General features: G+C 46.0%; 15 protein-coding genes. 2 read left to right on the top strand and 13 right to left on the bottom strand.

What is annotated here, in order from left to right:
* Window positions 1-496: phosphodiester glycosidase family protein (locus AMS66_RS31675; protein ID WP_144424456.1), on the top strand; the 496-nt coding region annotated here is incomplete at its 5' end.
* Window positions 497-871: 375 nt separating this feature from the next.
* Here the strand turns inward: AMS66_RS31675 and AMS66_RS09145 are convergent.
* The 7 genes from AMS66_RS09145 to AMS66_RS09115 form a co-directional block, all read right to left on the bottom strand.
* Window positions 872-1,888: a LacI family DNA-binding transcriptional regulator gene (locus AMS66_RS09145; protein ID WP_053780490.1), complete on the bottom strand. Its 1,017-nt coding sequence runs from the start codon at window positions 1,886-1,888 to the stop codon at window positions 872-874.
* 99 nt (window positions 1,889-1,987) lie between these two features.
* Window positions 1,988-5,359 (bottom strand): GH36-type glycosyl hydrolase domain-containing protein, encoded by a 3,372-nt coding sequence (locus tag AMS66_RS09140; RefSeq protein WP_053780489.1) that lies wholly within the window; start codon window positions 5,357-5,359, stop codon window positions 1,988-1,990.
* Between the two features lie 120 nt (window positions 5,360-5,479).
* On the bottom strand, window positions 5,480-7,645 hold the full coding sequence (gene bglX / locus AMS66_RS09135) for a beta-glucosidase BglX (RefSeq protein ID WP_053780488.1): 2,166 nt from the start codon (window positions 7,643-7,645) through the stop codon (window positions 5,480-5,482).
* Window positions 7,646-7,779: 134 nt separating this feature from the next.
* On the bottom strand, window positions 7,780-9,378 hold the full coding sequence (locus AMS66_RS09130; RefSeq protein WP_053780487.1) for a type 2 periplasmic-binding domain-containing protein: 1,599 nt from the start codon (window positions 9,376-9,378) through the stop codon (window positions 7,780-7,782).
* A 54-nt stretch (window positions 9,379-9,432) separates the two neighbouring features.
* Entirely contained in the window at window positions 9,433-10,335 is a 903-nt protein-coding gene (locus AMS66_RS09125) for a carbohydrate ABC transporter permease (protein ID WP_024629050.1), read from the bottom strand.
* Between the two features lie 18 nt (window positions 10,336-10,353).
* Window positions 10,354-11,313, bottom strand: a complete 960-nt coding sequence (locus AMS66_RS09120) for an ABC transporter permease (RefSeq protein ID WP_053780486.1) — start codon at window positions 11,311-11,313, stop codon at window positions 10,354-10,356.
* An 11-nt stretch (window positions 11,314-11,324) separates the two neighbouring features.
* Entirely contained in the window at window positions 11,325-12,089 is a 765-nt protein-coding gene (locus tag AMS66_RS09115; protein WP_053780485.1) for an alpha/beta hydrolase, read from the bottom strand.
* Window positions 12,090-12,553: 464 nt separating this feature from the next.
* Here AMS66_RS09115 and AMS66_RS09110 point away from each other — a divergent pair, with 464 nt between their 5' ends.
* Window positions 12,554-13,474, top strand: coding sequence for a serine hydrolase domain-containing protein (locus tag AMS66_RS09110; protein ID WP_053780484.1), 921 nt, complete (start codon window positions 12,554-12,556; stop codon window positions 13,472-13,474).
* A 125-nt stretch (window positions 13,475-13,599) separates the two neighbouring features.
* Here the strand turns inward: AMS66_RS09110 and AMS66_RS09105 are convergent, their stop codons facing one another.
* The 6 genes from AMS66_RS09105 to AMS66_RS09080 all read right to left on the bottom strand — a co-directional run bounded on the left by AMS66_RS09105 (window position 13,600) and on the right by AMS66_RS09080 (window position 20,037).
* Window positions 13,600-13,854, bottom strand: coding sequence for an AbrB/MazE/SpoVT family DNA-binding domain-containing protein (locus AMS66_RS09105; protein ID WP_024629045.1), 255 nt, complete (start codon window positions 13,852-13,854; stop codon window positions 13,600-13,602).
* A gap of 170 nt (window positions 13,855-14,024) precedes the next feature.
* On the bottom strand, window positions 14,025-14,489 hold the full coding sequence (gene trmL / locus AMS66_RS09100; RefSeq protein WP_053780483.1) for a tRNA (uridine(34)/cytosine(34)/5-carboxymethylaminomethyluridine(34)-2'-O)-methyltransferase TrmL: 465 nt from the start codon (window positions 14,487-14,489) through the stop codon (window positions 14,025-14,027).
* A 137-nt stretch (window positions 14,490-14,626) separates the two neighbouring features.
* Window positions 14,627-15,715 carry a 3-phosphoserine/phosphohydroxythreonine transaminase gene (gene serC / locus AMS66_RS09095; RefSeq protein WP_053780482.1) on the bottom strand — a complete coding sequence of 363 codons (1,089 nt, stop codon included), beginning with the start codon at window positions 15,713-15,715 and terminating at the stop codon, window positions 14,627-14,629.
* A gap of 233 nt (window positions 15,716-15,948) precedes the next feature.
* The gene (gene glnA, locus AMS66_RS09090; RefSeq protein ID WP_053780481.1) at window positions 15,949-17,373 is read right to left on the bottom strand and encodes a type I glutamate--ammonia ligase; all 1,425 of its coding nucleotides are present in this window, start codon (window positions 17,371-17,373) and stop codon (window positions 15,949-15,951) included.
* 414 nt (window positions 17,374-17,787) lie between these two features.
* A complete protein-coding gene (aroF, locus tag AMS66_RS09085; protein WP_053780480.1) occupies window positions 17,788-18,852 on the bottom strand; it encodes a 3-deoxy-7-phosphoheptulonate synthase in 1,065 nt (354 codons plus the stop codon).
* Window positions 18,853-19,083: 231 nt separating this feature from the next.
* Window positions 19,084-20,037 (bottom strand): 4-hydroxy-3-methylbut-2-enyl diphosphate reductase, encoded by a 954-nt coding sequence (locus AMS66_RS09080; RefSeq protein WP_053780479.1) that lies wholly within the window; start codon window positions 20,035-20,037, stop codon window positions 19,084-19,086.
* Window positions 20,038-20,073: the final 36 nt, after the last annotated feature.

Raw genomic sequence — 20,073 nt, 5'->3', positions numbered from 1 at the left:
ACGATATCCGCTGAGCACAACCGTTATGGACGGCAAGTATGTGAATGGTTTTCAAGCCAGCTTTAAGGATCTGTTTTTTGTAGGTCTTAATGATGCCGGTAAGCTGGTTGGCGGTAAATTTTTCGACAAAAGTTCCCTGGATCGCCTACAACCGCAATTCGGAGCCACATTTGTACCCGTGCTCTTGCAGAATGGACAAAAGTCTGTAATTCCGGCCAAATGGAAAGTATCACCCAAGCGGGCTCCACGCACCGTAATCGGTAACTACAAAGACGATCAATTGTTGATTATCGTGGTTGACGGGTACAACGAAGGTGGCAGCTCGGGAGCTACCTTGGAAGAGCTGCAAGGACGGATGTACAAGCTTGGCATCGTGGACGCCTATAATCTGGATGGTGGCGGATCGTCCTCTCTCATCGTGAACAACCGGGTTGTGAATAATCCTTCGGATGGGAGCCTCAGACCAGTACCTACTCACTTTTTATTTTACAAATGATGGTGTGAAGCATTCCTTTTCTTCCTATAATGGTTATAATAGAAGTAAATGAGATTGTGCAGGAGGTGCCAAGTGTATGTCATTTTCACTGACATTTTGGATTATTGCTATCGTATTGACTCTCTTCATTACAGGCATTCTCACTTCATCCTACAACAATGACAAAACCAAGGGCCTTTAAGGGCCAAGCCTCTCCTCGTGAGAGGTTTTTTTTACTTGGAATGAACCAAAAATTAAATAAAAAAACAATAATTAAAAAAACAATCCAAACAAGAGACAAGGCTTAAAAGAATATGTAATTCTTCTAAGCCTTGTCTCTTGCTGTACAGTCGTCGTTTAACACATCATCCATGAAATGAAGAAGGGGTAGCTTCGTCAATAGCTAACCGCCTTTTCACTCTGGGTATGTCCATGATAATCTGACTGAACCTGGCTGTTTACCGAGCCGCCCTCCACCAATGTCACGTAGATGCGTTCATGATCGACAGGATCTCCGGCAATAATCTTGATTAATTGTTCGGCGGCCAGTGCACCCCATTTTCGTTTGGAATAATCAATGGTGACCAGTCTTGGCTGCACATATTTGCTAAGTTCAATATTATCAAATCCGATAATATCAATATCTCGACCAATGTTTAACTCACTCTCAGCGAGTCGATCACACATCCCAATCGCCATCTCGTCATTGAGACAAAACACCCCAACCGGTTGGCTATACTCCTGAATGATACGTTCAGCTGCCCGCTCTCCGCCACTCTTCTCGAAATCTCCGGTGATCTCAATCCATTCCACATTCGCTTCCCGCTCCGATACCTGCCTCACAGCCTTCAACCGCTGAGCCGAGTCAAATGATCCTTCCGGACCTGTCACGACATAGATCTTCGTATGTCCTTGTTCAATCAAATGCTCCATCGCAAGGGTTGCTCCTGCCTTGTTATCCAGCAGAACCTGATTAATATTCGGGTGATCCAGTTCTCGGTCAAGAACGACAATTTTGTGTCCTCTGTCTGCATATTGCAACAGTTCCTTGCTCGCAAATGTATGATCCAGAATGACAGCACCATCAATCATACGCTCCGGAAGCATTCGATGAGATTGTTTCCCGCTGCACACAATCAGGTCGTACCCTTGCGCATTACATACAGACTTCATACCACTGAGCAAGTCTCCATATACGTCCCCGCTAAAATCCGTCAGAAATACACCCAAAATTTTGGATTCTCTCTTCTTCAATGTTCTGGCAGCAGCATTGGGAACATAGTTCAGCTCTTTGGCGATAGCCAAAATTTTGGAACGGGTCTCATCTGTCACTTTGTTGCTGCCATTCAGAGCATATGATACGGTAGAGATCGAAACTCCCGCCTGTTTGGCGATATCCTTGATACTGACCACATTCTTCGCTCCCCTGTTATGTCCATCAGGCCCTCCGAAATCGAAGGACCTGACATCTTAAATATTTATAATCGTTAAAATGAACTAACGTTTACACGATTAACTATAAATCTCAATCACGTTTTTCTCGCCTAGGCTCTGTTCAAGAGCCGTGCGTGAAATACGCAATCCGCCAAGACGATAAGGTTGTTGCAACCTTGTCGCATCCAGTTCTATGCCATTCAGCACAATACGTTGCACGGACTGTCCACTGAGATAATAGACGAAGGTTACTTTTTTACCGGCAAATTGGAAATCAAAATGCATTCCATCCAAACTAACAGGCAGCACAGGGTCAAGAACCAGATCTTCTTCCTCCTGACGAATGCCCAGGGCGTTCGAAATGAGCTGATTCATATAGATTCCCGGTCCACTGGAGTAGATCCTCCAGCCGCCCTTCACCTGCACTTCTCCGGTGCGAAGCTTGTCGAATTGCTCCTGAGCTGCATATCGGTTGTTGAATTTGCCGTCAGAGCTACTAAAGTAGGCATTGCTTTGACGCAGATCTGCGTTAGGAACAGCTTCCTGAATACCCACTGGATTGATAATGCCCAGACCATTCCAGACTTCACTCGGATTGCCAAGCTTCGCCATGGCCTCAATATAGCGGATGTGTGCATGAACGTATTGCAGACCCACTTCACGCCCGAAATTGGATGCCTGCTCTGCACGTTTGAAATGGGTGCTTACGCCGCCCTCATACTGTGCTGGACGATTCATCAATCTGACGCCATCCGGGCAGTACAGCTTGTCCTTGATCAGTTTATAGTGGGATTGGGCTTGCTCAGGCTCCAGCAATTCGGCAATCATGCTGCGTGTCATGGGCAGCAATCGGTACTGAATGCCTGTCTCGCTGTCATCCGGATGAAGCATGCGTTTCGCTTGTGCTGGATCTTCCATATATACAAAGCCTGGAATCACATCGGTATCCAGCATGTACTTGCTGAAGTCCCTTTTCACGCCGGCAGCCATGTCACTCAATTTGGATGAAAGCTCTGGTTTCACAGGCGCAAGCGCTCTGGAAAGCTGCTTCAACGTTTGATAGGTGAGCGCCACAGTCCAGCTGCTGACCATATATTGCTTCAACTGGGCATTGGCAGGCTGTAATGTATCATCCCAGTCACCATCTCCGTATGAGGAGAGAAATGTATCATGCAGGAAATGGCTGCGGATATACTCCAGTTCTTTCTGGGCATGTTCAAGCACGCTGGCTGTCTGATCGGTAAAGTCAAAACCATGTTTTACGGTATAAGGTACTTCTTCATTCAGAATCGAATAATCCTTGGTAGCAATCAGATAATCACTTAGCACTTTAAGAGGCCAGACAATAATGTCACCATGGCTTTCTTCCTGCTGAACCTTGAAATAACGATCGAACATGAACCATTGAGGCCAGTTGCCATCATCCTCATACTGATGCGAGTAGACCGTCTTCAGAATATCGCGGACCTGCTCATACTTTTGTGTAGCCATAAAGTATTCGACCGGTCCCTGACAAACATCCCGTGTTCCCCATGCTGCCCCGCCATATTGCTCCAATCCATGTGGAACAGAGTAATGCACCAGCATATTGTGGGTGTACCACCATGCAAGAGCATTCACTTTGAACAGCTCGTCTACTCCTTGCTTCTGAGGCTGTGATAAATGGAACCCATTCATCACTTCTGCATAGAAAGTACGATAAGCTGCCACTTCCTCTTCGAAGCTGCGTGTCGATGATGCAGTCTGTCCACCTTCCAACAAACCTTGAATGGTCAATGTCCATTCAGCGCTGCTGTCCAGCCGTAAAGTCGTCAGTGATGCGTCGCCTGCGTTTACTCCACGGGCCAGTTCAGTCTCATCGCCAACCTCTACTCCTGCTCCGCTTACCCGCATGCGGTACTCCAGATTCGGATATACTTCGGCACTGAGGGAGCTGTGATCTGCCTTGAAGCTCAGTTCACCATTCTGCTCGGTAACATGAACAGGCAGTTCATATTCATTCACATTCATCGTGATCTGATTGGTAATCAGGTAGCGATAAGCTATTCCTTTTTCCGACTTCACATGAAGATGTACTTCAGGCGTATCCAAAGTTGTATAATTCGTGATGATCAGCGTATCCTCAGCTGTTTTGTAATACCAGCGAACATAGTTGAAGCCCATTTCGAACAAGGAGGGCATCGTGAGCAGGTGGAAGATTCCATCAACCTCGACGTAGATTCGCTGACCGGATGATTTCGGTATGTTGAGTGCACTACGTGCATTGCTCATCATTTTATTGAAGTTCGTATTACCCACAACCACGTGAGAATTGAAAATACCATACATATAGGAAGACGTAGTGATTACGTTCTGCCCCAGCTTCACATTGTTGCCACTCATCAGAATGTGTCCATGTGGACGCTCCACGCGCATTTCCTTTTCCTTGAGAACAATATGTTCATACGTATCTGTAAAGAACGCCAGCAACTCACCATCCGCGCGCTCTTCCTGATGTCTCTTCGAAGCCGGGAAGCGGGAATTCACTTCTTCTTCGGTCATCGATAAAGTAGACAAGGGTTCACCCACTACCGGATGGAGAGATACTTTTGGAAATACGTTGGATACAGCCTGTCCTGTGCTTGCATTCACTTGACGCTTCGCTTCATACTCGTCCCAAGCCTGTTGGACAACATCCTGGTATTCAAGCTCCTTCAACGCTTCAGCGTGGTTGGCCTGGAAGAGTCCGTAGAATACAAAGCGAGCTTCGCCACTCAACACCACTTTTTCGGATTGCAGGGCTGTATATGCAAATTCATACTGGTACACTTCATTCGCAAGTGTCGGATTACCCAGACTTTCAGGGACATTCGTTTCCTTGTAACTCAAGCCAAAGAACTGAAATCCATCTGTGGAATAACCTACTGCACGGGTTAATGAACCTTGTTGAAGATAAGGAAAAGCACCGCCCTGTGGCTGATTCTGCCGTGAAGCTACGATATATCCAAGCTTCGCATCATCAAACACGGCATGGTCAATGTATTGCGACAAGTAAGCCTCATTGCTGCGTACCGCACCCGGATCCGCATTACCGATATCCTGGCCATAGACCACGTCGACCTCTTCTCCATTACCGTTTACGGTTACATCCCAGAACCATACACCTTGTGCTGTTGGAGCAAAAATAACCTGATAGCCTACGCCCTCAGCGGTACCTGTCCATACCATACAACTGCCGTCGGCGCTCACCTGACTGTCGGATTGAAGGCCAAGCATTGGAACAAAACGGATACCGGATTCACTGTGAAAACGCAAGTACAGATTGTTCATGGAACCATCCACCGGACTAGCCAGCCACTGATTAATCATCGTTGTTCCACTAACTGCCTTGAACAAATCACCGCTCTCCCAGAACGTAAAGCACAGCTCGCCGGATTTTACGTTGATTTGAGATTTATTCATGGTTTTCATATATCTATTTATATCCTCCTAACGTGCCTTGTTCCCTGCTGCTGAGCAGAAGAGAACAAGGCAGTGCAGATTCGATGCATTTGTATGCTGAGTTCATTTATCGATATGAGCTGTATCCAATTACACCAGCTTGAATGTACTTTCCAATGTATCGCGGCTATTCGGCCCTACGAAAATGTGGAATGTTCCTTTATCACTGCGATGACTCAAATCAGAATGATGATAGCGAAGCTGTTCTTCGTTTAATGTAAATGTAGCCGTACCACTTTCGCCCGGTGCGAGTGACAGCTTAACATACCCTTTCAGCTCACGCATTGGACGCACAACTTCACCAGTGACATCACGTACGTACAACTGAACCGTCTCCACGCCAGCACGCTCGCCTGCATTGGTTACACGCACTTGGATCGTCAGAGGTTGATCAGCAGTCATTTCATGGCTTGATACTTCCATGTCATCATACTCAAACGAGGTGTATGACAAGCCGAAGCCAAACGGAAGCAGCGGATCATTCGGACTATCAATATATTTTGAAACATAACGCTCTTCGGTCTTTTGCGGATTGAGCGGACGTCCTGTATTAAAATGATTGTAATATACCGGTATCTGACCTACAGATTGCGGGAAGGACATCGTCAGACGCGCTGATGGATTCACCACACCTGTCAATACATCGGCGATGGCTGCTCCACCTTCGCTGCCCGGGAACCACGCTTCAAGCACAGCATCGGATTCTTCGAATACACCATGCAGGTCCAGCGGACGACCGTTGAAAATAACGCTGGCGATCGGTTTACCCGCTGCTTTGAGCTGTTTAATCAATTCCAGTTGAGCTGCTGGCAAACGAATATCTGTACGCGATCCACCTTCACCACTCATTTCGGAATCTTCTCCAAGTGCAAGCACGATCAGATCGGCTTTACTTGCTACTTCAAGAGCTTCAGCAATCTGTTCAGCAGTAATGGTGTGAACGTTGCTGCCTTGAGCCATATGAACTTTCCCGGCAGTAATACGTTCCTGCAAAGCAGTTCCGAGCTTAACGGCATCCTCTTTGACGCCTTCACAGGACCACCATCCGAGAATGTCTTCACTTTGAGCAAAAGGTCCAATTAACGCTACGTTGGCTTCCGGCTTCAACGGAAGAACGTGATTATCATTTTTCAACAATACTGCCGATTTGGTTGCAAGCTCGTACGATACCTGACGATGTTCTTTCGAGAAGACAATCTCGCGCTCACGTTCCGGATCAGCTGCACGCAGTGGATTTTCGAACAATCCCAGCTTTTCTTTCAGTTGCAGAATACGCAGTACCGCTTCATCAATGAGCTTTTCTTCCACTTCTCCATTTTTGATCAACTCAGGCAGATGATGAACATAACAAGGTGTCATCATCTCGATGTCCACTCCTGCACGAATGGCGCGATACGCGGCTTCACGATCATCTTCAGCTGCGCCATGAGCGATCATCTCGCGAATGGAAGCCCAGTCCGAGATCAATACACCATCAAAGCCCCACTCGTCACGTAAAATATCACGCATCAGCTTCTCATTTCCGCTCGCTGGAATGCCCTCTACCGTATTGAACGAAGCCATAACCATTTCGACGCCTGCATCCAGTGCCGCCTTGTAAGCCGGTAAATAGTACTCGCGCAAATTCCGCTCAGACATGTCGACCGTGTTGTAATCACGACCACCTTCTGCTGCCCCATATGCTGCAAAGTGTTTAACACAAGCAGCCAGACGATCAGGCTCATCCTTCAAACTGTCTCCCTGATATCCACGTACAAATGCCGCAGAGAACAGACTGTTCAAATAAGGATCTTCGCCTGTCGTTTCCATCACCCGGCCCCAGCGCGGATCACGAACGAGATCGACCATCGGTGCAAAAGTGACATGGAGGCCAGATACAGCGGATTCACGTGCTGCAATCTCAGCACTTTTCTCAGCCAGTTCGGTGTCCCATGAACAGCCGATGGCTAGCGGGATGGGGAAAATGGTTTTAAAACCATGTACGACGTCTGCCATGAACAAGAGCGGTATGCCGAGACGACTTTTTTTCAGGTAAGCTTGCTGTACATCAATGATGGCCTGTGCACCGGACAATCCCAGAATGGAGCCACTGGCATCCACGGACTGCTCCGTGATTCCCATCTCTTCCATTGGACCTGTGATCTGACCTTCGACATTGGTTCCTTCATAAAAGTTAGCGGTCAGCTGAAGCAGCTGGGCCGTTTTTTCTTCCAGGGTCATTTGGTTTACAAGGTCTAGCAACTGTTCGTTATTCATAGACATTATCCTCCACTACATGTTGTTGAAATAAAGAACCCGGCTGCGTTCGGGGAGAGACCGCGCACCGGGTTCGAATGGATGGGACAGACAGAACACACGTGTCATATCCCATCTTGCTAATTACTGAATGATTACTTGAATTCTTTGTTCAGTTCATCCAGATAAGGTTGAACCAGGGACATTTTACTGTTTACCCATTCTTTCCAGTTCGCTTCAAGATCTCCATTTTTGAGGATCAAGTTGGCATATTCATTCTGGTAGTCGAATGATGCCTGACTTTTAGCTTTGGAATCGTACAGGTTGACATCCCAGTCGTATGTTGCGAGTGATTGGCCTTCTGTACCGAGTTTTGCTTTTTCCTCGAACAGCTTCACAGCTCTATCACGGTAATCCTTTTTAATTGCAGGGTTTACAACACTAAAGTCGTCACCCAGAAGATACAGGCCTTCGAAACGTGCTGGGTATTTGTCTTCCAGAACAGTTCCTTCTGGCAGCAAGCTAACCAGTTCGTTGTTTTCATCATATTTCCAATCTGTTCCTTCGAAGCCCATGTTGATGAGCAGTTGTCCTTCTTTGGTAGTCGAGTAGTCGATTAGATCCATGATCCGTTCGAATTTCTCGTCACTAATGTCCGGATTGAAGATCAATGCAGACCAGAAGTTGGCTTGCTCCATGTTACGGTATTTCCCGTCTTCGCCCAATACGATTGCTGTGTGTACCAGTTCATCACTATCTACACCCAGATTCTTTCTCATATCGGAATCCAGACCTTGTCTGTACGAAGCTAGTCCGCCCAGACTTGTTACTGCAGCTGTACCTGTTACTTTGAAGTTGTTTTGACCTTCATTGTTTTTCCATGTGTAGAACTCAGGATTGAGCAAGCCATCTTTGTAGGCTTTTTGCATCAATTTAAGTCCTGTCAGAGTTTCAGGATCTGCTGGACCCCAGTGGAACTGGCCATCTTCTCCTTTATAGAACGGAGAGTCAGTCATGGCATGCACACTGTTCGGCATAATGATATTCGTCATGGCATCTGCCGCATTGTAGGACAGAGGTACAAGTTTGTTGCCCACTTTGCCTGGATCTTTTTCTTTCACAAGCTCAGCGTATTCATTCAATTCAGTTGTTGTATATGCATCTTTCAGTTCGAAACCAACCGCTTCAGCCCAGTCTTTACGAAGCGCAATGACACCAATTTGGTTCGTCAATGGATCAGCAGGTTTGTTCTCAAAATAGATTGGTCTTGGCAGGACGTATGTTCCACCCGTCAGTTCTTCCAGCTTGTCTCCAAGACCGGTCAACTTGTAGGCTGCTGCCACGTTAGGCCAGCGTTCTTTCCAGTCATCCGGGAATTTGTAGAACAGGCCTTGATCAATACTGTTCATGGCATCGCCATGCACGTAGTTCCATACTGCTACATCCGGCAAATCGCCAGAGTTGATCCACAGACGAAGCTTCTCGCCCCATGAATCCCAATCGATATAGTTGTAATCCCATGTTACATTGAACTTGTCTGTCCAGAACTTGTGGAAATCATTATCCAAGTTCCCGTTTTTAATTTCTGTCAGGTTAGCTACAGAGATGGTCAGGTTGTCTTTGTAATTTCCCTCTGCATCCTTTTCGTTACCACCTGAAGCTCCTTGGCTGGAACAAGCGGTCACCATCAGCATAACTACACTAAGCGTGATGGCAAAGAGAGCTCTTACTGACAACTTTTTGTTCGTTTTCATGTTTTACCCCCATGTTTTTTAGTAGAATTTTAATGCAAAATCCTATACGTATAATCAGGTCTTGATAGCCCCTGTCAATACCCCTTTGGCAAAGTGTTTTTGCAGCATTGGGAAGAAACACATAATTGGTACCATGGTGACAAATACTGCCGCCATCTTCATACCCATTGAGAAATTGCTTGCTTGGGCAGCATCCACACTGGATGCATTGGATGCGTTCGTCTGGGATGTGACGATAATGTTTCTGAGTACATTCTGGAGCGGCAACTGATCCGCTTTTCGCAGGAATATCATCGCATCATACCAACTGTTCCAGTACGCCACACCGTAGAACAACGTGATTGTAGCCATAATTGGTGTAGCTAGTGGCAGAACTACCGAGAACAGAATTCTCCACTCCCCTGCTCCATCCAGTCTCGCCGATTCCATCAGCGATTCAGGCAAGGTATAGAAGTAGTTCATCATCAGAATCATGTTGAATGCACTGAAGCTTCCCGCCAGGATAACAGACCACAGCGTACCTGTAAGGTGAAGTGATTTCATGATCAGGTACAGAGGTACAATACCACCATTGAAGATCATGGTGAACAGGACCAGGAAAAAGAGAAATTTCTTGAACGGAAATTTGTTGCGACTAAGGCCATATGCCATGCTTGTTGTCAGGAACAAGCTGAGTGGCAAGCCGATGACTAGCAAAATAATTGTATTTTTGTACCCCGACAGGATCGTTCCGTCAGCGAACAACGCCTTATAGGAATCCAATGTCCATTCTTTAGGGAACATCAAAAATGGATTATCAGCGTATTCTTTTTGTGTTGCGAACGAGATCATGATGACATTCCAGAACGGAATCAGAATCATCAGGGCAAGCACAAGTAAAATGGCGAAAATAATGTAATCGAGAAATGTCATTTTTTCTGTACCAATTCTCGGTTTTTTGTTAGCTCTCTTGCTCATTTCATTTTTCCTCCTCTCTTATCGGAACAAACCGTCTCCGCCAAGCCACTTGGCAAATCTGTCTGCGAGAAGCAGCAAGACCATATTCACGAGGGAACGGAACAAGCTGACCGCTGTCGAGAATGAGAAGTCCGTTGAAGACTGGAACGTAATCCGATAGATGTATACATCCAATACTTCCGATACATTTTTGGTTGCGGCATTCGCCAAGTTGAAGATCTGGTCGAAACCGGAAGACATCAATCCACCAACCGACAGAATGAACATGACAGTAATTGTTGGAAGAATGTTTGGCAATGTAATCCGGAACATCTGCTGCATACGGGAAGCGCCGTCAATCTGCGCCGATTCATACTGATCCTGATCAATACCGGAAATGGCAGCCAGGAAGATAATCGCACCCCATCCGCTTGATTTCCAAATATCCGTCAACAGCAGCATCGGTACAAAGTTGGACTCGGAACCCAGGAAGTTAATGGTTGGCAATCCAAGCAAACCAAGTGCGCTGTTTACCAGTCCGTCATAAGCCAGGACGTTGATGACTACCCCGGATACGATGATCCATGAAAGGAAGTGAGGGAACGTAAGAACTGTCTGGAACCACTTTTTCCCTCTGCGCATCCGCAACTCATTCAGCAACAGGGCCAGAATGATTGGGAACGGGAACTGAATAATCAGTTTTAGAATGTTGATGTACAGCGTCCGCCATACTGCGTCAATAAAGGTTGGATCCCGGAAAACGTATTTGAAATTTTCAAATCCGCTCCATGGGCTTCCCCAAATTCCCAGGTTCGCCTTGTATTCTTTAAACGCAAGAGACAGGCCACCCATTGGCATGTAGGCAAACAGGATTAGCCAGACGAGCCCTGGAATAAGCAGGGTGTACGTCATTCTGTGCTTCCAGATTTCACTCCAGAGCGAATTGCCTTTCAAGTTTCCCTTCAGCTTTTTGCTAGGTCCTTCGGCTGCAGGTTTCAAATTGCATCTCCTCACTCTACTTTGGTCTTGTCGTTATACAGAAAATCAAACATGGTTCGCAGGTGGTGCTCCCAGAATCTCCATTCATGGGTGCCCGGTGTCTCCACATACCGAAACTCAAAATACGTTTCCTGCATGTATTCCGCGAATTTGCGATTCATATCCACAAACGGATCAATGTCACCACAACAACTCAGAATATCCGGTAAATTTCCACCTTGCTTCAACAGCTTTGCAGACAGTGCGTACAGGTCCTGATCGGGTTTTACCTGTAACCGTTCTCCAAAAACCGCTTTCATTTCCTTGATCATGCCTGATGGCATTTCCGGATCATGAAGCCGGGTCTGAATATCAGTTACACCTGATAAGGACACCACCTTGCGGTACCTCTCGGGATATGTTAGTGCACATTTCAATGCACCGTACCCACCCATGGATAGACCAGCGACGTAAGTCTTTGCCGGGTCTGTATTGAGATTGAGCTGACGCCTGCAGAATTCAGGCAGCTCCTGAGTGATGTAATGGAAGTAATTCAGGCCGTATTCCATATCGGTGTAATAGCTTCGGTTCGCTTCTGGCATAATGATGGTACAGCCATATTGCTCTGCGTACATTTCAATTGTAGTCAAACGTTGCCATGTACTTGCATTATCACCTGCACCATGCAGCAAATATAGCGTACCGCCTGAAGTGTCTCCGGAGTCACTGGACACTACATGTATGCTTGTATTCATGCATAACGTAGGCGATCCGGTTTCGATCGTTATATGCGCCATATGTAACCCCTTTCATCGTCGGCTGCTGTCTGTAAACTTCTATTTCTCTGCCTTTTTGTTGCAACTTCCAGTGATTCCCCCGTATTTCGCTTGGTTATCGAAACGATTTTCTCGAATCGTTTCAAAACATAGCCAACGTTGATTTACTTGGACTTGATTACAACACTTTTTACGTGGAAGCGATTTCTTCGAATCGTTTCGAATAAATCATAATCCCGAAGTGCAAACCCTGTCAATAACCTTTTTACAAATTTCGCGCTTTTTTCTCAAAAAACTGATTTTTCGTGATAAAATTTGCGTCAAAAGGCACTTTTAATGTAAAACAATATCCTTTAAGTAATCGTTTACACATCTTCATTGACATTGAACCAAGTTTGTACTAACATAAGTTCTAATTTTTGATCCAGATTGCGGAAACGTTTCACCAACAGCAAAAATTCTTCTTTTTTAGAAAGGATGTTAAGATGTCGAGTATTATTAATTCTTTTGTTCATCATATAGATGAGCAGGAGTTAAACGTTCATTCTGTTCGTGTATTGCAGAAAGGGGTTACAATCGGAGCGTGGGATCGCACCAGTGATATGCGCCGTTTACAGCATTCCGTCAGCAAATCCTTTACCTGTATGGCGATTGGGTTGGCATTGGCTGAAGGCACACTTACACTTGAATCCAGACTCGGTGACTATTTCACATCACCAACTCCAGCTTCTCATTTAACAGCCTTCCCTCCTGCGGACCTCACCCTGTATGATTTGCTGCAGATGTCCTCGGGGCATGATGTACCCGTGTTATGGGCAGAAGAGCGAGCCACCCTTCCAGAGAAAGATTGGGCGAAATATTATATGTCCCTTCCTTTGAACAGAGCTCCTGGTGAAACGTTTACATATAGCAGTGCAGATACGTTTATGATCTCCGCCATGTTCCAGCACGCCTCTGGTCAAACCGTTAAGGACTATCTGATTCCTCGGCTATTCGAGCCACTGGGCATTACAAATGTAGAGTGGGAGACTTCTCCCTTGGGCATTACATTGGGATGCGCGGGCTTACAGCTCACCAACGAGGAATTAGGCAGATTCGGTCAATTGTTGCTTCAGGGAGGCCACTGGAACGGCAAGCAGCTCATTCCTGAGGAATGGATCCGATTGGCCACGTCACAGCAGATCCCTACACCGGGAGACGGTGATTGGGGACAAGGTTATGGATATCAATTCTGGAGATGTTCCCATAACGCTTACCGTGCTGATGGAGCCAATGGTCAACTATGCGTTGTTCTACCCGAGCTGGAGTCCGTCGTCGCCATCAATAGTGATGAACAAAATATGCAAGCCATTCTTGACAATGTATGGTCGGATATATTGCCTGTTCTGGAGAAAAATATTGGGTAATGGAGTATGACACGAACAGCTGAATCCCGTTCACTTGATCCTGCAAGATAGAAGTAGATGGGAATACTTTTTTCCACACAAAAAAAGTATCATGACCTTCAGAGGTCATGATACTTTTTATTTGCTTACCCGTGCTGTGGAAGCTGGGTCATTTCATCTAAACATTGTGCGCATATGTAACGCTCTTTGAATTCATTGACTTCTTCCATCGATCCGCAGAAAATACATTTTGGACGGTATCTCTCCAGAATGATATGGTCCCCTTGTACTAAGATCTCTACAGGATCTCCCTCATTCATTTGATACCTTTTACGCAAAGATTTAGGCAATACGATCCTACCCAATTGGTCAACTTTGCGAACGACTCCAGCTGGCTTCATAGCTACGGCACACCTCTCCTATCTTACTCTAAATTTCTAGGTACATTTGTACTATGTTTATTAATTCGCCAAGATTTTGTCGAATCCTGCTGGAAATAAACATTTTTTGTCCTTTTTTTTGAAAAATGTTTTTTTAGCGAATTCTAACCGTCAATTATACGTGAATCGGTTTAATCAAGACCCGGAAAATTAAGTTGACGCAATGCCTCATACACAATGATTGCTGCTGAGTTTGACAAATTCAATGATCTAACATCACCTGTCATTGGCATTTTCATACAAGTATCCGGATTAGCAGCAATTAATTCTGGTGGAAGACCTTTTGTCTCCTTACCGAACACCAGAAAATCTCCATCCTGAAAATTAAAATCGCTATAACGATTTTTTGCCTTCGTAGTTGCGTAGAAAAAACGCCCTTCAGGATACTGTTCCTGAACCTCGGCAAACGAATCATGATATTCGATATGAACGGCATGCCAATAATCCAGACCAGCGCGTTTTAGTGTAGCGTCATCCGTACGGAATCCAAGTGGACGCACGAGATGCAGATGTGTGCCGGTAGCCGCACATGTACGAGAAATATTGCCCGTATTTGCCGGAATCTCCGGTTCAACCAGAACGATATGTAAAGCCATATGTGTTCAATCTCCTTTTCCTTTCATGTAAACGACAATTCTCTAATCTTAAAGAAAAGCCCTCCACACGTCAATGTGGAAGGCTCTGGTAAGGCGCAAGTGTGAATGCTTGAATTCACAACTCGCTGCCAGGTTATTTATCCATTTGTCTTCTGGAAGTGGCTCATGAAGTCCGTAAGTGCCTTAACACTTTCATATGGCGCAGCATTATAAATGGAAGCTCGCAGGCCACCCACACTCCGATGCCCTTTCAGACCAACAAAACCTTCTTGCTCCGAAGCCTTGATAAACTGTTTCTCCAGATCCTCGTTAGCCAGGCGGAAGGTCACATTCATCAGGGAACGATCTGCAGGATCCACACAACCACGGTAGAAATCTCCGGAGGAATCGATGGTATTATAGAGCAATTCTGCTTTCTTCATGTTCTTCTGCTCAATTCCAGCCAATCCGCCTTGTTCCTCGATCCACTTCAGAACCTCATTCACCATGTATACGGAGAAGGACGGTGGTGTATTATAGAGAGAATTATTATCCACATGTGTACTATAACGAAGCATGGTCGGAATCGTTTTAGGAGATTCACTCACCAGTTCTTCACGGGCAATAACAACCGTAATCCCTGATGGGCCAAGGTTCTTCTGTGCACCTGCATAGATCATGCCAAATTGATTAAGATCAAACGGTTTGCAGAAGATGTCACTCGACATGTCGGCAATAAGCGGAACTGAACCGGTATCCGGGAATGACTTGAATTGTGTTCCCTCAATCGTTTCGTTAGACGTCAAATGAACATAAGCTGTGCGATCCAGTAAGCTAAGATTCGACACATCCGGCAATTTCATGTATTTATCCGCTTCAGAAGATGCAGCGACCTGCGTCTCCCCAATCAGTTTCGCCTCAGACAGTGCCTTCTTGGCCCAGCTGCCTGTCATGACATAACTGGCTGTCTGCCCTTCCTTGAGCAGGTTCATCGGCAGCATGGCGAACTGAGTGCTGGCTCCGCCTTGGAGGAAGAGAACCTTGTATCCTTTGGGATTGCCTAGCAGAGACAACAAACGCTCCTGAGCTTCATTATGTACAGACTCATACACCGCTCCACGGTGAGACATCTCCATAATCGACATACCTGTGTTACGAAAATCAACAAATTCTGCCTGAGCACGCTCCAGAACCTCAAGTGGCAATGCCGCAGGTCCTGCATTAAAATTATACGCTCTCTTTGTCACAAAATCCCCCGCCCTTTCCATCCGTAGCTGACATATGAAGTGAATATTATCGCTATGATATCAGTATTCCCTATCTGCTTCAAGGGCAATAAGCACCGAAGCTGCGATTCAGGGTTATCAAATTCCTTTATCACCCTGCAAAGTTAATGCACTACATCGTTTAATTCAAGGAAAAGCCTCCGAGAGCGAGTCCCGGAGGCTTTACATTGGGAACAGTTTCTGTTCCGACCGGATTAGCAGTCGAAGTAGAGGCTGTACTCATGCGGATGAATACGGATTGCTACTGCTTTCGCTTCATCACGTTTGAGGTTGATATAGTTTTCGATGAAATCTTTTGTGAATACGCCGCCTGCAGTCAAGAATTCGTTGTCCGCTGCCAGAGCATCAAGTGCCTCTTCCAGGGAAGCTGGCACGCTGCGGATATTTTCTTTGTCTGCATCAGACAAATCATAGATGTTTTTGTCGAGCGGACCATATCCAAGCTCAGTTGGGTTAATTTTGCGTTTGATACCATCCAGACCCGCCATCAGCATTGCGGAGAACGCTAGATAAGGGTTAGCTGTGGAGTCCGGTGTACGGAACTCGATACGACAACCTTTCGGTGTCACAGCTGCAACTGGAATACGTACTGCTGCTGAACGGTTACCTTTGGAGTATACCAGGTTAACCGGTGCTTCATAACCAGGAACGAGACGTTTGAATGAGTTCGTACTTGGATTAGTCAAAGCAATCAGAGCTGGTGCGTGGTACAAAATTCCACCGATGTAGTGCAAAGCCATTTCGCTCAGGTTCGCATATCCCGCTTTGTCATAGAACAACGGGGAATCGCCTTCGAAGATGGATTGGTGAACGTGCATTCCGCTACCATTGTCACCAAACAGTGGTTTTGGCATAAATGTTGCTACTTTACCATATTGACGTGCAGTGTTATGCACGATGTATTTGTATACAAGCAGGTTATCTGCTGTTTTCTTCAACGTATCAAAACGGAAGTTGATTTCGGCTTGGCCTGCTGTTGCCACTTCGTGGTGGTGACGCTCGATCGAGAGACCCGCTTCTTCCAAAATGCGACACATTTCACTACGAATATCTTGTTGTGTATCCACTGGAGCTACAGGAACATACCCGCCTTTAGTGCGAACTTTGAAGCCCAGGTTACCGCCATCTTCCTTACGGTTTGTGTTCCATGAAGCTTCTTCGGAATCTACGAAATAGGAAGAACTGTTCGTGCCGCTCTCATAACGTACATCGTCGAAGATGAAGAATTCGGATTCAGGTGCGAAGAATGCTGCTGTACCTACTCCGCTTTCTTTCAGGAACTCTTCCGCTTTGACTGCGATACCGCGTGGGTCACGCTCATAACGCTCGCCATCCGGAGTGAAGATATCACACATAACATTCAATGTAGGGTGTGCTGTGAACGGATCGACATAAGTCGCTTCAGGATCTGGAATCATAACCATATCGGACTCTTCAATTCCGCGGAAACCTTGAATAGAAGAACCATCAAAGGCTACTCCATTTACAAAAGTGTCTGCGTCAACTGCCGAAGCTGGTAACGAGATGTGGTGCGCACGACCGGATAAATCTACAAAACGAAAATCTACCCACTCGATGTTGTTCTCTTGAATTGATTTCAATACGTTTTCAACCGACATGTATTCGTCCTCCCAAATATTCCGAACATTAAACAACCCCGCTAAGAAAATGTCCATATTCGAATTTTTTTCTGTCGTCATTATAAAATCTCAAATGTGACACCGTCAATACTTATGTAAGGTATTTTTTGAAGCTATGTAAGATATGCTCACATTTTATAAACCTACTCATTTCACTTAACAACGTAAGCATACTATATTTAACTGATTTAATGCGGTAAAGCAGGTCTATATTTAGCCTAAATTATGGAAATAACATTACATCATAAATGTTTCTTATCACCTATGATTAATAAAAGCATTCAAAGCCCCAAATAACATAAAAACCGGACATTTTGTCCTAGCCCCATTCTTATTGATTGGAGCCAGAACAGATGCCCGGATGATATATATTACCTATACGATGAAGATCAGTTATACGCCCACTCGAGCCGGGAAGAATTCTGCCGGTTGTTTGGCTGTGTTGAACGATTTACCCACGATTGGCGCCAATTTCTCCAGATCCTGAAGCAGGTTGGCAAATTGGTCAGGGAATAGAGACTGCACACCGTCACCCGTCATGGAGTTATCCGGGTCCGTATGCATTTCGATAATTAGGCCGTTTGCACCAGCAGCAACAGAAGCCTTCGTCATCGGTTCAACCAGTTCACGGCGGCCAGTACCATGGCTTGGGTCCGAAATGACTGGCAGATGGCTGAGAGACTGCAGGACAGGGATTGCAGACAGGTCGAGCGTGTTGCGTGTGTAGGATTCGAATGTACGAATACCACGCTCACACAACATTACATTTGGGTTACCACCCGCAAGAATGTATTCAGCGGCATTCAATAGCTCATCATAAGTTGCACTAAAGCCACGTTTCAGCAATACCGGTTTGCCACACTCACCCAATTTGCGCAGCAAATCGAAGTTCTGCATGTTACGTGTACCTACTTGCAGAATGTCTGCGTACTCAGCACAAATATCCACATATTCAGGCGTCATGACTTCTGTAATGGTCAACAGGTCGTGTTTCTTGCCTGCCTCTGCCATCATAATCAGACCTTCAACACCCGTACCCTGGAAGCTGTACGGACCTGTGCGTGGCTTAAATGCACCACCGCGCAGCACCTGCCCACCGGCAGCTTTAACCAGTCCGGCAATCTCATCAATCTGTGCAGCTGATTCAACCGCACAAGGTCCGCCCATAACGACGAGCTCTTTCCCGCCAATATCTACACCTTTGATGGAGATCACGGTATCTTGAGGATGGAAGTCACGACTTGCCAATTTGTAGGACTTCGAAATCTTGACGACATTCTCCACACCTTTCATTTGGCGGAGATGCTCAGCCATTTTCGGCTCTACCTTACCAATAAGGCCAATGATGGTGCGGTCCTCTCCACGCGAGATATGGACCTGAAGTCCTTCCTTTTCAATTGTAGCAACGATATCCTGAATATGTTCCTCCGGAGTAGCTTTACCTGCAATAACGATCATTATAAATCCCATCCTTCCTTGTATGAGAGCGTCTTTAGCGCGTCTGATTTAATCAGAAAACTCTTCTCCACTTAAACGCTTGTTCGCTTTTAAGCTTTTATCCACTAAAGTAAATATAACATATTCACCCTTTTCAGTCAAGCCAACTCTTATCCCCTCAAAAAAAAGAACCCTGCAGTCAGTCACCGGATTCCGGCTCTGTACTGCAAGATTCTGATAAAAAATGTTCGTTTACGTCGTGCGCGTCTTTTCCCTTACAGGAGGTAATAGCTTGCTCATATTCACCGTACGCTTGATTTCCCATGTTTCCGGCTTGTCATGTTCATACTGCTCCAGATACAGGATAACTTCCTTCGTGATCGGTGTTGGCGTAGAAGCGCCTGAAGTAACCGCCACCTTGTTCACACCTTTGAGCCATTCCTGTTGAATCTCAGCCACATCTGAGACACGATATGCCGTTACACCCGCAATTTCCTCCGATACTTGTGCAAGCCGGTTAGAGTTATTACTGCGAGGATCACCTACAACGATGACCAGATCTGCCTGCCCTGCCTGTTCAGCAACAGCTTCCTGGCGGACTTGTGTAGCCAAGCATATCTCATTATGAATTTCAGCGCCCGGATACTTCTCCAGAAGACGGCTCATAATGTGTTTAATGTCCCATTGGCTCATCGTTGTCTGATTCGTAATAAGGATTTTCCCGGGAGGGACGCTCAGTCCGTCAATCTCCTCTTCCTTCTCGATCAAGTGAACATGATTGGGCGCAACACCAACCGCACCTTCAGGCTCTGGATGATTCTTTTTCCCAATATAGATAATGTCATATCCTTCAGCCGTCTTCTCCCGAATCAGGTCATGGGTCTTGGTTACATCCGGACATGTTGCATCCACTGTAGTCAGACCTTTATCACGTGCCATCTTGCGCACTTCCGGAGATACACCATGGGCCGTAAAGATCACTGTTCCACTCTCTACCTGGCTCAAAATATCAATCCGATTCGGTCCGTCCAGTGTAATAATACCCTCATCTTCAAAAGAGTCCGTCACATGTTGGTTATGCACAATCATACCCAATATATAAATAGGCCGTGGTAGGTCCAGATTGCGTGCCGCCTGGCGCGCCAACACCATCGCATCCACAACTCCGTAACAATATCCCCGCGGCGAAATTCGCAGTACTTCCACTTGGTTGCCACCCGCTTTCTTTCTCGGCAAAGATAG

It is taken from the genome of Paenibacillus xylanivorans, assembly GCF_001280595.1.
Taxonomy (GTDB): domain Bacteria; phylum Bacillota; class Bacilli; order Paenibacillales; family Paenibacillaceae; genus Paenibacillus; species Paenibacillus xylanivorans.
Note: the sequence above shows the minus strand (reverse complement) of the source record. Positions and strands in the feature narration are given on the sequence as shown.